Here is a 14,455-nt window from a genome sequence, read left to right on the forward strand (position 1 = left end):
AAGCGTAAAGACATGCTTGCTGACTTAGATGAAGCAACAAAAGAAAAAGCAAAGTCTATTTTTGAACAAGAAAAATCTGGGAAATTAACTCATGAGCAAGCAAAAGAAGAATTAACAAAGCTAGGTGTGAAATTCCCTGAGAAAGGTAAGCGTAAAGACATGCTTGCTGACTTAGATGAAGCAACAAAAGAAAAAGCAAAGTCTATTTTTGAACAAGAAAAATCCGGGAAATTAACTCATGAGCAAGCAAAAGAAGAATTAACAAAGCTAGGTGTGAAACTTCCAGAGAAAGAGAAGCATGAAGACATCTTTGTGGGATTAGATGAGGCAACGAAAACAAAAGCAAAAGCGATTTTAGAGAATGAAAAGAAACAATTAGAGGCGTTGAATGTGGATCTTCCGCATCATAAGTTTTTTATGAACAAAGATGAGAAATAATTGAGTGAAGTCGTATCTTTCGTGTGGGCAACCGAAAGGTACGTGTAAGGACCGATTTCTGTTAGCAGAAATCGGTCCCTTTTAATGATTCAATAAAATTTTTTTCATTGTTAGTATGTATCCAAAGAGGCAGTAGAAGATTGCAAAACCGATAAACACTTCTGTATATTGATATTTACCTAATACGTAGAAGGCAGTAGCTGGTATAATAGCTACCGCTAAAATGCTATAACCAGGATACTTGTGCCTGTACATGATAGCGAATAGAACAGAAAGAAACGTAGCGATAATACAAAAAATAGCAATCATTATTCGTGCACCTCCTATATAGACTATACCATTTTTAGGGGATTCGAGAAGTATCGTAACTTCTGTTATAATATAAGAAGAGAAACATTTCATATGTTATATAAAAAAATATATTGATTTTTTCTAACAATTCAATATAATGAACAATAACTACAAAATTCGACATCAAGAAGTGATGATGAGGACATGATCAATTTTTTACGATTCTCAGAGAGGGAAGCCTTTGGCTGTGAGCTTCCTAATACGGAAAACTGGATTACCACCTCTGAACTGCAGCAGTGAACGGATACCTAGTAATTGCTTGCCGGCAAAAACCGTTATTTTGACTTGAGAAATTGGTGAAGTGTGTTACTTTGCGAATTGAAACAAGGGTGGAACCACGAATACAACACTCGTCCCTTTTTTAGGGAGGAGTGTTTTTTTATTTCATTTTTGCATCACACTAGAATTGGAAGGAGGATACGCAGCATGCATCATGATGAGAAGAACAAAATTGGTTTAACAGTAGCACTTTCTATCGTAGTAGGAACGATTATTGGATCTGGTGTGTTTATGAAACCAGGGAGCGTATTAGATTACTCAGGGAGTTCTAATATGGCGATTCTTGCTTGGGTAATTGGTGGACTATTGACGCTAGCCAGTGGTTTAACAGTAGCCGAAATTGGAGCGCAAATCCCGAAAAATGGTGGGTTGTATACGTATTTAGAGGAGATTTACGGAAGTTTTTGGGGATATTTATCAGGCTGGATGCAAACAATTGTTTATGGACCAGCTATTATTGGAACATTAGGCTTGTATTTTAGTTCTTTAATGATTAATTTTTTCTATTTAGATAAAGTATGGAATTTACCAATTGCTATTGGAACAGTTGTGTTCCTTGGCGTTGTAAATAGTATGGGAACAAAATATGGAGGTATCGTCCAAACGGTTACGACAATTGGGAAGATGATTCCGATTGTATTAATTGTTGTGCTAGGTTTTTGGAAAGGGAATAGCGATATCTTTAATGTAGTTGTGCCGATATCAGAAAATCAAAGTATCGGTATGGCAATTTTAGCAACGTTATTTGCTTATGACGGCTGGATTCTACTTGCTTCAATTGGCGGAGAAATGAAGAACCCAACAAAGTTATTACCGAAAGCGATGACAGTTGGGATTTTAATTGTAACGGCTGCTTACGTATCAATTAACTTAGCGTTACTAAATGTATTACCAGCAACGCAAATTGTAGACCTTGGAGAGAATGCAACAGCGACAGCTGCGGGCATGCTACTTGGAGAATATGGCGGGAAAATCATTAGTATCGGTATTATCGTTTCTATTTTCGGTTGTTTAAATGGAAAGATTTTAACGTTCCCACGTATTCCGATGTCGATGGCAGAGCGTGGACACCTTCCGTTTTCTAAGTTTATCGCAAAGGAAAGTCCAAGATTTAAAACACCAGCAAATGCGATTACTGTTGAAATCATTTTAGGAATTATTTTAATGATTATTAGTGATCCGAATAAGCTATCTGAGATTTCCGTATTCATTATTTATATTTTCTATGTAATGACGTTTATTGGTGTCTTCATTTTAAGAAAACGTAACAAGAATAAAGAGCGTGCATACAGTGTACCGTTATTCCCGATTGTACCAATCATTGCGATTTTAGGATCATTGTTTGTACTTGGAAGTGCGATTATTAATGATCCGGTAAGTTGTTTCTTATCAATTGGAATTGTCTTTACTGGACTACCGGTATATTGGTATTTAAATAAGAAGAACAAAACTAGTGTTTAATAATTAGAAGGCAGGCGTATGATACGCCTGTTTTTTTATTGTAAAAAAATTGTACTTGTTTTCAATTTCTTTTTTGGTTACTATAGTCGTAGTAACCAAAAAAGAAAGCGTGGGGAAAGACTTGAATTTTCGTGTGTATATTTTAGCTATCGCGGCTTTCGTAGTCGGAACGGTTGAGCTAATTATAGGAGGAACGCTCGATCTAGTTGCCAATGATTTAGGAGTATCTATTAGTGCAGCTGGTCAGCTTATAACAATATTTTCAGTAGTATTTGCTTTATCAGGTCCGGTTTTATTAGCGGTAACTGGAAAATTTGAAAGAAAAAGATTATACATTGGGGCATTATCAATTTTCTTAATCGGAAATATTATTTCAGCATTTAGTGTGAATTACGGGATGTTAATGTTCTCAAGGGTTGTTTGTGCAGCGAGTGGTTCGCTTATTATTGCACTGTCAGTAACACTTGCTTCTAGTGTTGTAGAACCGCATTTTCGTGCGCGTGCCATTGGAATCATTTTCATGGGGATTAGTGGATCACTTGTACTTGGAGTACCACTTGGACTTGTACTCGGAAATGCATATGGATGGCGTGCACCATTTGTATTAATTTCGGTATTAACAGTTATAGCAATCGCTTGTATTTCATTATTCTTAACGAAAGTACCACCGACATCAGTGTTATCAATAAGAGAACAAATTGCTACATTAAAAGATAAGAAAATCGTAAGTGCACAGTTAACATCATTTTTATTTTTAACGGGTCATTTAACACTATATGCATATTTAACACCTTTCTTAAAAGATGTCATGCATGTTGAAGCGGATTGGATTAGTGTATTTTACTTCATTTTCGGAATTGCAGCGGTACTTGGAGGCGGCCTTGGGGGCTTGCTTGCTGATAAATGGGGATCGAAGAAAAGTATTATCTCAATTATTATCGTATTTGCGTGTGCAATCTTCATATTGCCAATGATGACATTCTCATTCCCGCTGTTCATTATTATGATGGGACTTTGGAGTATGCTGAGCTGGGCTATTTCACCAGCGCAACAAAGTTATTTAATTGAAATTGCGCCAGAATCGGCTGGTATTCAGCAAAGTTTAAATAATTCTGCCCTTCACTTAGGAATTGCACTCGGTTCAACAGTAGGCGGAGTTGTTATTGAAAAATCATCTGTTATATATAACGCTTGGGTAGGCGGTGGCTTTATTATATTAGCGCTGCTTTGTGCGATTTTCTCTATTACGAGAGGACGTTCTACTCAGTTTGCAAAAGAAGAATCTATCGTTTGATAGGTTCTTTTTTATTTGTAAAAAATTGCAGGTTTTAGTAGAAAGGTGGAGAATTTGTATGTAGCGAGGTGATGGGTAAATGATGTTTAATTTCTCGATATTCGGTATAATACTTGCACTATTACCGATAGTTGTAGTTGTTTTTGTATTAGGATGGATTCGTGTCATCTATCAAAATTCTGAGAAACAAGTGGAGCAAAATGAGAAAATTATTGAGCTGTTGATGGAGATAAAAGAAAAAGATAAGTAACATGTATTCGTTTGAAATTTGTTTCTGGTAAGTAAAAAAGCACTTATAAAGTGCCTTTTTATTATTTTTAAATATGTAATATTCATTTGTCAATAGCAGCATGAGAGCAAATAATGTAAAGGTTGCTTATTACTTTGAAACTTTCTCAACAATTCGACAAGATACTACAAAAAAACCACCTATTCTCTTTTTTTCACTATAAGTACAATGAAACAGTAAGATTGCTTCATGTGGAAATTTATATATGGTGGTGGAGAAAATGAAACGAAAGATGGTAGGAAAATGGTTTAGTTTTTTAAGTGCTCTTATTATTTTATTAGGAATTGCAATGCCACAAGTAAAGGCAGAGGTAATGAACAGAGAAACATATAAAATGGATTGGAGTTATAGTAATTCGAAACATCGTGAAATAAAAACAGAAATAATTAAAACGGCTTCGGGTAGTATTGCGTATTGTTTAACGCCTGATTTACGTTCTCCAAATGGGGATGATTTGCCTGAAATGGGGAAAACATCTGATGCCATATATCGTGTTTTATTAAATGGGTATCCTCAAAAAAGCCCATCAGAATTAGGGGTAGCGACAGTAGAAGAAGCACATTATGCTACACAATTAGCGGTATGGATTGCAGCAAATGAATTAACGGTAGAAGATTTAGTTGCAAAAAATGAACGAGTACATAATCTTATGAAGCGTTTAGTAGAGGCTTCAAAACAAGAAACAGGATCACAAGATGTATTTTTAAAAGTTAATCCTGTAGATCCACAAACTGCTACACAAAAAGGTGATTATTTAGAAACAGGATTTTATGCAGTGCAAACAAATGTGGTTTCTGGCTCTTATACAATTCTTCCTGAAAATGCTCCTAAAGGGATTCGAATTGTAAATGAAAATGGAGAAGAGAAAAGTATATTATCAATTAACGAAAAATTTAAAATATTAATCCCGAAAGATACGAGTAGCGGTAATTTTAAAATGAAAGTGAAGTCTACTTTAACAAATTTACAAGCAATAGCTTTTAAAGGCTCGGAAAAAGTTCAAAATACAACAGTATTGTTACAAAGAAATAGTGAGAAAATCAGTACAGATTTAGTTGTAAATTGGGAATCAGTAGGCTCTTTAAAGATTATGAAATTAGGAGAAAAAAAGGAATTATTAAAAGGGGCTGTGTTTGAAGTTTCTAATGAAAACTTTAAACAAAATGTTACGACTAATGATAAGGGGATTGCTGAGCTAGGGAATCTTCCAATCGGTATATATAGCGTCAAAGAAATTCAAGCGCCAGCTGGATATGTGTTAGACGGAAGTACTAAAAAAATTGAAGTGAAAACTGGTGAAACTGCTGTATTAGAGTTGAAAAATGAAAATATAAAAGGGGAACTAGAAATAACGAAAGTAGATATAGCGGATGGGAATACGAAGTTACCAAATGCAGAATTTACAATCTACAACGAACAAGGGAAAGAAGTAGTAAAAGGGAAAACAAATGAGCAAGGTATAGCGAAATTCAAACTACCGTACGGAAAGTACACGTATAAAGAAACAATAGCACCAAATGGATATGTAATAAATGAAGAGACGTTCTCATTTGAAATAAAAGAGGATGGCGAAATTATTAAACATATCGTTCAAGATAAGAAAATAGAAGGTGAATTAGAAATAACGAAAGTAGATGTAGCGAATGGGAATACGAAACTGCCAAATGCAGAGTTTACAATCTACAACGAACAAGGGAAAGAAGTAGTAAAAGGGAAAACGGATGAAAAAGGTGTAGCGAAATTTAAACTATCATACGGAAAGTACACGTATAAAGAAACAATAGCGCCGAATGGGTATGTAATAAATGAAGAGACATTCGCATTTGAAATAAAAGAGGATGGAGAAATTATTAAACATATCGTTCAAGATAAGAAAGTAGAAGGTAAATTAGAAATAACGAAAGTAGATATAGCGAATGGGAATACGAAACTGCCAAATGCAGAGTTTACAATCTACAACGAACAAGGGAAAGAAGTAGTAAAAGGGAAAACGGATGAAAAAGGTGTAGCGAAATTTAAACTACCATACGGAAAGTACACGTATAAAGAAACAATAGCGCCGAATGGGTATGTAATAAATGAAGAGACATTCGCATTTGAAATAAAAGAAGATGGAGAAATTATTAAACATATTGTGAAAAATAAGAAAGAAGAAAAGGCATCACTTCCTTCTAAGCCAAATAAGCCAACACCGAGTGGAGAAGTGAAACCCTCCGCTGATGTGAAGCCGGTACAACAACCTAATATTCATAATGAAATGCGTTTACCAGCTACTGGCGGCGTTGGCAATGAATTTACGGCTTTATTCGTTTTAGGAATTGGTTTTATTATTGCTGGTGCTTATGTGTTAAGGATGAAAAATAGAAAAGAAATGTAGAAAAAAACGCCTTGTAATAGAGGCGTTTTTTTTAGTATCTCAACTTCCTCAACAAACTTTTAATTTCCTCATCTTGCATGAAGAGATCCAGGTGCTTTTCTGTAATTTTTGCAAGTGCAACGTCGTGATAGAAAAATTCTGTAAAGAACTTTACGAAAGGTTGTGACATTGTTTTCATCGCTTGCCATGACTCTTGCTCTACACCAGCAAATAAAATTTCGCGGTCGTCAACGATGAGTAGCAAGTAGCGCTCTAATGCGTTAGGTTCTTCTGTTGGGATTAGAAAATGCATGTTTTCTAAGTCTGTTTCTACCTTTCCAACTATAAGGGACTCGAGTTTGACGCCTTGTTTTTCTTTTTGTTCTAGTAAAGGAAGGTATTCTAAAAGAGTATCATTCCAAGCTGAAATACGAATCGATTCTTTTGCACTTTCGATGAGTTCTTTACTTTGAACTCGAATAGAAGATTGCATTTTTAAGCTCCACACACGGTCATCTGTAAATGATTTTTTCGATAGATTTGTTTCCAATTCTTTAATATTTGATTGGAATTCTGTCGTTAATTTTTCAATTGCTAGCTTGAGTGGTAATGCTGTATACAGCTTTTTCTTTTCTGAAACAGAATCCATTACCATCCCTTTATCGATCAGGCGTGCTAGCACTTCATATATTTTTGCTTTTGGAACACCAGAGTGCTTCACAATCGTTGTAGCATCTAGTGGTTCGTTGCTTGATACGACAACTTCATAAGCTTGGCTTTCATATTGTGAGAAACCGAATTTTTGTAACATAGTTCCCTCCGAACGAATGAGATTATATAGTTTAAGGATAATGAACTATTTGTTTTTGCACAAGTGGTAGTAGGTTTTCTAATCAGATTGAAATTAGAATTAGTTTCAATTTTTTCAATTAATCCATTATACTTAATATAGTGATTAATATAAGTATATTACAACGTGAAGGGTAATTAACTGTTACGATTTATTTAACCAATTATAACGAAAGTTAATTAAATATATCAGTAAGCCCTGCTAGTCAAGTGATTGGCTAGTAGTGAGGGTTAACTGCGGGCAATCCCTAAAGCTGATTGAACTACAACGTGGCCAGAAATGGTGAGCGTGAATGTCGCGAAAGCAGAAAAAATCAATCAGATCGTGCAAGGTTAAATCCTAAACACTAGAACAATGGGTCTTCCGCCTCGAATCATCTAAGTCAAAATGGATAAGATGAACGTTCAACGACTATCTCGTATAACTGACGAGAGTACATCACAAGCCTATGGTGGTGGAAAAATCCTCTATCTTTAAGTAGATAAACATATAGTCTGCGCTCATGTGAAAACATGAGAAGTTCATAAGAGAACTGGCTAAGGAATTGCGCCCTTAGTTGAACAAGATAAATTTTATTGAATCTATCAAACTCCATTGAAAATATCGAACATACGTGCTGTTTTAGGTTCAATGGGGTGAGAATAATAATGAAATTTTCACGAGTTAGTCAAGTATCAGAATTAACAGGTTTGCATCCGAGTAGTCTAAGGAGAATGCTGGTGGAACACGCTACTATTCAGAAGAACAAATCTTTCATTAAAAGGAGTTAAATTCTGATGATATTGGCGAAGAAAGTCAGACTAATTCCAACGCCTGAACAAGAAAAAGTGCTTAGAAACCATGCTGGTGCTGCAAGATTCGCTTATAACTATTGTAAAAGAATGAGTGATAGATATTATAAGCTATTTGGAAAATCTGTTTCACAGTTAGCTTTACAGAAACGATTTACAAAGATCAAGAAGCGAAAGAGATATGAGTGGTTAAATGACATCAACGCACAAGTTCCCAAACAGGCTTCAAAAGATTTTGATACGGCGAGAAAACATTCGTTCAAAAAGTACAAAAATGGTTATCACACTTCTTATAAATCCAAAAAAGATTTAATTCAAGGATTTTATGCCAATTATGAAAGACTGATTATAGGAAAGAAAGTAGTTCATATTCAGTCTATTGGAGAAGTGAAAACAAGCCAACAACTACCAAGAAACAAAAAACCATCCAATCCAAGAGTTACATTTGATGGTCGTCATTGGTGGATTAGTGTAGGATTCCAAGAAGATTTTGAATCCAAAGAACTAACCAATGAGTCGCTTGGTGTGGATGTTGGTTTAAAAGAACTGTTTGTAGCTTCTAATGGTACGAAAGAACGAAATATAAACAAAGATGCTAAGGTTAAAAAACTTTTGAAAAGGAAAAAGTCAGCACAAAGAGATATGTCTAGGAGATTTAAAAAAGGTGTGAAAATTCAATCTGCCGGATATGAAAAAGCGAAAGCTGAGCACCTGCGGTTATCTAGGAAAATTACGAATATCCGAAATAACCATATCCATCAAGCAACAGCTAAATTGGTGAAAACCAAACCAATGAGGATTGTTGTGGAAGACTTCCCTATCTCAAACCTGTTAAAAAACAAAAAACTATCGAAAGCATTTTTATTTCAAAAATTACACTTCTTCTTTCAATGTTTATCATACAAGTGCGAGAAGTATGGCATTGAGTATGTAAAAGCTGATAAATGGTTCGCCTCAAGCAAGATTTGCTCATGTTGCGGAGTAAAATACGACCATTCAGTTCAACCAGAAGGACAGTGGAGTTTAAAAATACGTGAGTGGCGTTGTGTTGGGTGCAATAGCCACCACGATAGGGATGTAAATGCTTCGATAAATTTATCAAGATGGGTAAAATAAATGCTTGATAATAGGAGGTAACGATACTGCCTCGTGTGGAGTGTTATACCCCTCGTCCCTTTGGGGCTGCGAGAACACGATGAAGCACTAACTTGTGTAAATTTGATTGAATTGTATAGATTTAGTTAAGTTTATCGTATCGGAGTGCTTGGGGGAAGATGTTAAGAAGTTTACGTTTAAAAATTGCGGTAGTATTTTCGGTACTTATTTCTATGATGTTCGTAATATTAGGTACAGCTATGTATCAATTACAGAAAGAGAAGGAAGTGCGCTCCTTAGACCAGTATTCTCAAAATACGATGGATCTTGTGACAGAGCAACTTACGACATTTGTTCAAAGAACGGATGAAGATATGGGATATTATGCGAACAGTGAGATGGTTCGTAATATACTTCAAGACGGAGTTACTCCAGAAGAAGAAGCCTTTTTGACGAAAGAGTTTTCGGAGTACAAAAAGAATCATCCTGGCATTTTAGACTTATATATTGGTACGAAAGATAAAAAAACATTAAGTGCCAATCTTGCTGAAGGTGGACAAGTGCCAGAAGGATATGATCCAACGACAAGACCATGGTATAAAGATTCAGAAGCTGATGTGAAAAAGGTTCACTGGGGACAACCTATGTATGAAATTGCAACAGGTAAGTTAAGCGTGGGAGTTTCTAAAGCAATTACAGCTCAAGATGGATCTGTATTAGGTGTTGTTGCGATGGATGTATCACTTGGAACAATTCAGAAGTTACTTCATAATATTCAATACAATAATGGCGGAGAAATGTTTATTATAAATGATAAAAATATGGCTCTCGTTTATCCAGAGAAAATAGGGAAAGATGTTTCGAAAGAGCCACTTGTGAAGAGTTTAAATAAAGAGGTAACAAAATATGCTGTCACTACATTAAAGGGTGAAGATGTAGTTGTTTATAGTCAGTCATTTGATTTGATGAAATGGAAAATAGGAATTTTTTATCCGAAAGAAACGATTGATGGGCTATTAAATAGTACGAGAAATACAGTCATTATAATGGCTTGTATTAGCTTATTAGTTGGAATCGCAGCTTCATACTTGTTCTCACGAAGATTAGCAAGACCGCTGCAACTATTAACGAATCACGTTCAAAAAGTAGCAGAAGGTGATTTAACGTTGCAAATGAAAGTGACAAGTAAGGATGAAGTTGGAGAGCTGACAAATCATTTTAATCATATGGTTGAGCAAATGAATGAAATGGTAAGTAAAATTAAAAATAGTGTATCAACAGTGCAACAATCAACGAATAATCTACATTATTTAACGAATGAAACTGTAGCAGCTAGTAGAGAAGTATCAGGTGCAATGGATGATGTGAGCGGAGGAGCGTCCACTCTTGCTAATAGTGTAGATGAAGTTTCAGAGCAACTCGAGAATATGGCGCAGTCAGTGGAACAAATGAATAATTCGGTTGGTGAAATAAAAGGTGTGGCTGGCAAAGCTGAAGAGGCATCTAAGCAAGGATTAAATACGATGCGTAATTTAGTTCGTACAAGGGGCCAATCATCTTCGATTGTTGTTCATACAGAGGAAGCATCCGGAAAGTTAGAGCAAAGAGTTGGATCGATTCAAAATGTTGTAGAGCTTATAAAAGGTATTTCGGATCAAACGAATTTACTTGCTTTAAATGCTTCAATTGAGGCGGCACGTGCAGGGGAACAAGGTAAAGGCTTTGCTGTTGTTGCTGAAGAAGTTCGAAAGTTAGCGGAACAATCGAAAGAGGCGACAGGAGAAATCGCAACGATGATTGGTGATGTACAAGTAGAGGTAAGACGAGTTGTAGAAGTTGTAAGTAAATTAAAAGATATCGCGGATATACAAAATAAAGTTACGACAGAGGCAGAAACGGAATTCCGCACAATTATGTCAGTTGTAAATACGATTAGTACTTCAGTGGAACAAATTGTAGAAGAGGTACATAACATCGGTTACGAGCAAGGAGAAATTACAGCAGTAATGCATACAATTGCTAGTACAAGTCAAGAAAGCGCAGCTGTTTCGGAAGAAGTAAATGCTGCAACTGAATCTCAAGTGAGTCATCTAGAAAAGGTAGCTCATACGATGGAAAGTTTGACGGAGCATATGAGAGACTTAGAAAGATTGGTTGAGCAGTTTAAAATAGAGGAATAACAAATTAGTAAAATGATGAGTATTTCGGTAAAATAGACAATGGATATATAAGAAGCAATTATAGGAGGAAGACTACTATGGCAATTGTTGACGTATCGATTATTCCAGTAGGAACTGGTAATCCAAGTGTTAGTGAATATGTAGCAGAAGTACAAAAGGTGCTAGAGAAAAATGCAGATCGCGTGAAGTATCAATTAACACCAATGAATACAGTAATTGAAGGAGATCTTCCTGTCATTCTAGAAGTAATTCAACAAATGCATGAAGTTCCATATACGAAAGGTGCACAGCGCGTTGCAACAACAATTCGTATCGATGATCGTCGTGATAAAGTAAGCACAATGGAGAAAAAATTAAACTCTGTTCGATCAAAATTATAAGAAAAAGCAGCGATCTTCGCTGCTTTTTTCATATAGGAGGTAAATAAGATGAGTGAAAAGTTTAACGAACAATTTGACGGGTTACTAGAGAAATACACGGAACTATTACTGGGAGAGAGCAATGAAGAGAGAAAAGAACAGGTGCAGAAGTGGGCCCTGTATTCTTATATTGCAAAGACGATGCCGGCTTTAGTGAAGCACTGGAATGAGACGTATCCTGATGCAAAAGAAGAGATGGTACAGTTAATTACAGATATTAAAAAGCTGAATGAAGAGAAGCGAAATGAGCAGTGAGAAGGCTTGAGGTAATGTTACATCAAGTTTTCTGTATTAATATCCTCATATAATTTACATGGAATGTAAAGGGTTTTATAAGCATGTCGAATATTTTTCGGCATGCTTATTTTGTGCCTAGTAAACTCGTTTTTTCTAAATGTCGAAAAATATTTCCTGCATATTTATAAGCGAGAATATAGGTTTTTAAATGTTTTTATAGTATTTTATAAATTATCAAAATAATTATTTGTATCCAATAATTTTAAACAGTGATATAATTTTGAAGAGGGGTAAAAAACAGATAAATCACAGTCATAGGGGTGAATTACATGGAACAATTAATGCGAAATTCGTTTCTTTTCTTGTCAAAAAATAAAGCGCTAACAAAACTGGCTAAAAAGTATGGTTTGCGCTTTGGTGCAGGTCGCTTCGTCGCAGGGGAAACGATTGAATTAGCGACAGCTGCAATTAAAGCATTAAATAAGCAAGGTCTTTGTGTAACGATCGATTATTTAGGTGAATTCGTTGATAACGAAGCGGAAGCAAATGAAATGGCTAGCGAATCGATTGAAGCGATTCGTGCAATTGGAAGAGAAGGTCTTAATTCGCAGCTTTCTTTAAAGATGACTTCTATGGGATTAGATATCTCTGATGAAATCGTAATGAACAATATGCGCCGTATTTTAGAAGCTGGAAAAGAAAATGGTGTGTTTATTACAATTGATATGGAAGACTATACGCGCTGCGGGAAAACAATTGAGATCTTTAAACAATTAAAATCTGAATACGATAATATTGGTACAGTTATTCAAGCTTACTTATATCGTACAGAAAAAGATATGGAAGAATTAAATGCTTATAGTCCGAATTTACGTCTTGTAAAAGGAGCTTATAAAGAGCCTGAAGAGGTAGCGTTCCCGGATAAGAAAGATGTAGATGATAACTATAAAAAAATTATTAAAATGCACTTATTAAATGGAAATTATACTGCAATTGCTTCACATGACGAAGCGATTATTGAATATACGAAAAAACTTGCCGAAGAACACAACATTCCAAGAGACCAATTTGAATTCCAGATGTTATATGGTATTCGTAATGAGCGTCAACTTGAGCTAGTAAAAGAAGGTTACAAAATGCGTGTTTATGTGCCTTATGGAAACGACTGGTATGGCTACTTCATGCGTCGTCTAGCAGAACGTCCAGCAAACGTTGCGTTCGTGTTAAAAGGTATGGTTAAAAAATAACCAAGGAGAAAATACTCCTTGGTTATTTTAATTGCTGAAATGCGTAATGAGCCATTTTTTTCGTATCAGGATATAGTTGTGTGCGAGTAGAAGATAATACAACATTAATGACGCGTTTACCGTCTTTTTCATCCACTGTTACGACCGTATATTTTCCGAGTGCTGATAGACCGCTTTTACTTCCAATTGCATATGGATCGTCATATAGTTCTTCTCGTCCATAGTTTGCGATGTTTGGAGAGCGTTCTGAAGTATGTAGAGTTGTACGTGTTGAATTCATATATTCTAAAACAACTGGGTACTTTAATGCTTCTTTCGTAATCATAGCAATGTCATATGGTGATACTTTATTTCCGAGTGCATCAGCGCCACTTGCGTTTTTGAAAGTCGCATGTTTTGTACCAAGTTCCTTCGCTCTAGCATTCATCATTTTTACAAATTCATTTTTTGATCCTGCGATATGTTCTGCGATGGATTCAGCGATTGGGTCTGCACTAATGATAAGCATAAGCTTTAATGCCTCATCCCGCTTTAACTTTTCCCCAGCACGAAGTTTAATTTTCTTACTTTGACTTTCTGTTTTAATTGCGTTCTCTGTAACTGTAATTTCTTCATTTTCTTTTACATTCTCTAGTAAGAGTAAGGTAGTCATCATTTTCCCTATACTAGCCGGATAAGAGCGTTCGTCTTCCCGCTTTCCATACAAAATTTCACCTGTGTCTGCATCAATTGTAATGGCGTATTGCCCAGTAATGTTAGGTTGATCCGCTCTTACAGCTTGTTGCCTTTGTGCATAAGAGAAGAAAATCATCCCTGTAAATAGTGTAGCAATCATTACAATCATAACTATTGTTCGTTTCATCATCGTTCCCTCTTTTGTTTTCCATATGTACAAATAAATTGGGCAGAAAAAGCAGCCATTACCCATTATGCCACGTTTTCTGCCCAAAAATATACCGTTATTTTTCGCCCATATTATGCTTCTTATATTGTTGGTTATTACCTTGACGGCCCTTTTCCACACCGTGATTATGCGGACCTGCATTTCCAGATACGCTTGCTGCGCTAATTCCAGCTTTTGAAGGGTTCTTCTTAAGTTTTGCCATATATATTCCTCCATTTTCGTCAGATTATAAAAAGGAAAAGTGTATTTGAGTGAAGAAAATAC

The 14,455-nt window shown here is 35.6% G+C and carries 13 protein-coding genes, 2 pseudogenes and 1 other annotated feature; of the genes and pseudogenes, 11 read left to right on the forward strand and 4 right to left on the reverse strand.

Features of this window, described 5'->3' with window-relative positions:
• Positions 1-438, forward strand: a pseudogene (locus AC3WTA_RS21465) (hypothetical protein); the annotation flags it as partial.
• An 81-nt stretch (positions 439-519) separates the two neighbouring features.
• On the opposite strand, the gene AC3WTA_RS21470 reads toward AC3WTA_RS21465, so the two are convergent.
• Entirely contained in the window at positions 520-747 is a 228-nt protein-coding gene (locus AC3WTA_RS21470; protein ID WP_000560317.1) for a hypothetical protein, read from the reverse strand.
• Positions 748-913: 166 nt separating this feature from the next.
• Positions 914-1,150, forward strand: a binding site (T-box leader).
• A 65-nt stretch (positions 1,151-1,215) separates the two neighbouring features.
• On the opposite strand from AC3WTA_RS21470, the gene AC3WTA_RS21475 reads away from it, so the two are divergent.
• The 4 genes from AC3WTA_RS21475 (at position 1,216) to AC3WTA_RS21490 (ending at position 6,489) form a co-directional block, all read left to right on the forward strand.
• A complete protein-coding gene (locus tag AC3WTA_RS21475) occupies positions 1,216-2,529 on the forward strand; it encodes an APC family permease (protein ID WP_000546334.1) in 1,314 nt (437 codons plus the stop codon).
• 109 nt (positions 2,530-2,638) lie between these two features.
• A complete protein-coding gene (locus tag AC3WTA_RS21480; protein ID WP_116480673.1) occupies positions 2,639-3,823 on the forward strand; it encodes an MFS transporter in 1,185 nt (394 codons plus the stop codon).
• A 79-nt stretch (positions 3,824-3,902) separates the two neighbouring features.
• Positions 3,903-4,073: a hypothetical protein gene (locus AC3WTA_RS21485; RefSeq protein ID WP_000971476.1), complete on the forward strand. Its 171-nt coding sequence runs from the start codon at positions 3,903-3,905 to the stop codon at positions 4,071-4,073.
• Positions 4,074-4,332: 259 nt separating this feature from the next.
• Positions 4,333-6,489, forward strand: a complete 2,157-nt coding sequence (locus AC3WTA_RS21490; RefSeq protein WP_492333019.1) for a SpaA isopeptide-forming pilin-related protein — start codon at positions 4,333-4,335, stop codon at positions 6,487-6,489.
• Positions 6,490-6,520: 31 nt separating this feature from the next.
• Here AC3WTA_RS21490 and AC3WTA_RS21495 read toward each other — a convergent pair whose 3' ends face one another.
• The gene (locus AC3WTA_RS21495; protein ID WP_000939484.1) at positions 6,521-7,279 is read right to left on the reverse strand and encodes a TrmB family transcriptional regulator; all 759 of its coding nucleotides are present in this window, start codon (positions 7,277-7,279) and stop codon (positions 6,521-6,523) included.
• A 686-nt stretch (positions 7,280-7,965) separates the two neighbouring features.
• Between AC3WTA_RS21495 and AC3WTA_RS21500 the strand changes: the two are divergent.
• From AC3WTA_RS21500 to AC3WTA_RS21525, 6 genes and pseudogenes are all read left to right on the forward strand, one after another.
• Positions 7,966-8,075 (forward strand): annotated as a pseudogene (locus AC3WTA_RS21500) (IS607 family transposase); the annotation flags it as partial.
• Between the two features lie 19 nt (positions 8,076-8,094).
• Positions 8,095-9,225, forward strand: a complete 1,131-nt coding sequence (locus tag AC3WTA_RS21505; protein WP_000599337.1) for an RNA-guided endonuclease InsQ/TnpB family protein — start codon at positions 8,095-8,097, stop codon at positions 9,223-9,225.
• 158 nt (positions 9,226-9,383) lie between these two features.
• Positions 9,384-11,384 (forward strand): methyl-accepting chemotaxis protein, encoded by a 2,001-nt coding sequence (locus AC3WTA_RS21510; RefSeq protein ID WP_000946346.1) that lies wholly within the window; start codon positions 9,384-9,386, stop codon positions 11,382-11,384.
• Positions 11,385-11,461: 77 nt separating this feature from the next.
• The gene (locus AC3WTA_RS21515) at positions 11,462-11,764 is read left to right on the forward strand and encodes an MTH1187 family thiamine-binding protein (protein ID WP_001018862.1); all 303 of its coding nucleotides are present in this window, start codon (positions 11,462-11,464) and stop codon (positions 11,762-11,764) included.
• 48 nt (positions 11,765-11,812) lie between these two features.
• A complete protein-coding gene (locus tag AC3WTA_RS21520; protein WP_001290592.1) occupies positions 11,813-12,058 on the forward strand; it encodes a YusU family protein in 246 nt (81 codons plus the stop codon).
• Positions 12,059-12,369: 311 nt separating this feature from the next.
• A complete protein-coding gene (locus tag AC3WTA_RS21525) occupies positions 12,370-13,287 on the forward strand; it encodes a proline dehydrogenase family protein (RefSeq protein ID WP_000436767.1) in 918 nt (305 codons plus the stop codon).
• A gap of 22 nt (positions 13,288-13,309) precedes the next feature.
• On the opposite strand, the gene AC3WTA_RS21530 is transcribed toward AC3WTA_RS21525, so the two are convergent.
• Together AC3WTA_RS21530 and AC3WTA_RS21535 are read right to left on the reverse strand one after the other, a co-directional pair.
• Positions 13,310-14,149 (reverse strand): D-alanyl-D-alanine carboxypeptidase family protein, encoded by an 840-nt coding sequence (locus AC3WTA_RS21530; RefSeq protein ID WP_000831457.1) that lies wholly within the window; start codon positions 14,147-14,149, stop codon positions 13,310-13,312.
• A 97-nt stretch (positions 14,150-14,246) separates the two neighbouring features.
• Positions 14,247-14,393, reverse strand: a complete 147-nt coding sequence (locus AC3WTA_RS21535) for a YuzL family protein (RefSeq protein ID WP_001096343.1) — start codon at positions 14,391-14,393, stop codon at positions 14,247-14,249.
• Between the last annotated feature and the right edge of the window lie 62 nt (positions 14,394-14,455).

This window comes from Bacillus sp. EB106-07-01-XG149, assembly GCF_058791555.1.

What these genes read in the sequence shown, in the direction of transcription:
- AC3WTA_RS21470 (WP_000560317.1), bottom strand. Translation starts at nt 747, where the DNA reads ATGATTGCTATTTTTTGTATTATCGCTACGTTTCTTTCTGTTCTATTC.
- AC3WTA_RS21475 (WP_000546334.1), top strand. Translation starts at nt 1,216, where the DNA reads ATGCATCATGATGAGAAGAACAAAATTGGTTTAACAGTAGCACTTTCT.
- AC3WTA_RS21485 (WP_000971476.1), top strand. Translation starts at nt 3,903, where the DNA reads ATGATGTTTAATTTCTCGATATTCGGTATAATACTTGCACTATTACCG.
- AC3WTA_RS21490 (WP_492333019.1), top strand. Translation starts at nt 4,333, where the DNA reads ATGAAACGAAAGATGGTAGGAAAATGGTTTAGTTTTTTAAGTGCTCTT.
- AC3WTA_RS21495 (WP_000939484.1), bottom strand. Translation starts at nt 7,279, where the DNA reads ATGTTACAAAAATTCGGTTTCTCACAATATGAAAGCCAAGCTTATGAA.
- AC3WTA_RS21505 (WP_000599337.1), top strand. Translation starts at nt 8,095, where the DNA reads ATGATATTGGCGAAGAAAGTCAGACTAATTCCAACGCCTGAACAAGAA.
- AC3WTA_RS21510 (WP_000946346.1), top strand. Translation starts at nt 9,384, where the DNA reads ATGTTAAGAAGTTTACGTTTAAAAATTGCGGTAGTATTTTCGGTACTT.
- AC3WTA_RS21515 (WP_001018862.1), top strand. Translation starts at nt 11,462, where the DNA reads ATGGCAATTGTTGACGTATCGATTATTCCAGTAGGAACTGGTAATCCA.
- AC3WTA_RS21520 (WP_001290592.1), top strand. Translation starts at nt 11,813, where the DNA reads ATGAGTGAAAAGTTTAACGAACAATTTGACGGGTTACTAGAGAAATAC.
- AC3WTA_RS21525 (WP_000436767.1), top strand. Translation starts at nt 12,370, where the DNA reads ATGGAACAATTAATGCGAAATTCGTTTCTTTTCTTGTCAAAAAATAAA.
- AC3WTA_RS21530 (WP_000831457.1), bottom strand. Translation starts at nt 14,149, where the DNA reads ATGAAACGAACAATAGTTATGATTGTAATGATTGCTACACTATTTACA.
- AC3WTA_RS21535 (WP_001096343.1), bottom strand. Translation starts at nt 14,393, where the DNA reads ATGGCAAAACTTAAGAAGAACCCTTCAAAAGCTGGAATTAGCGCAGCA.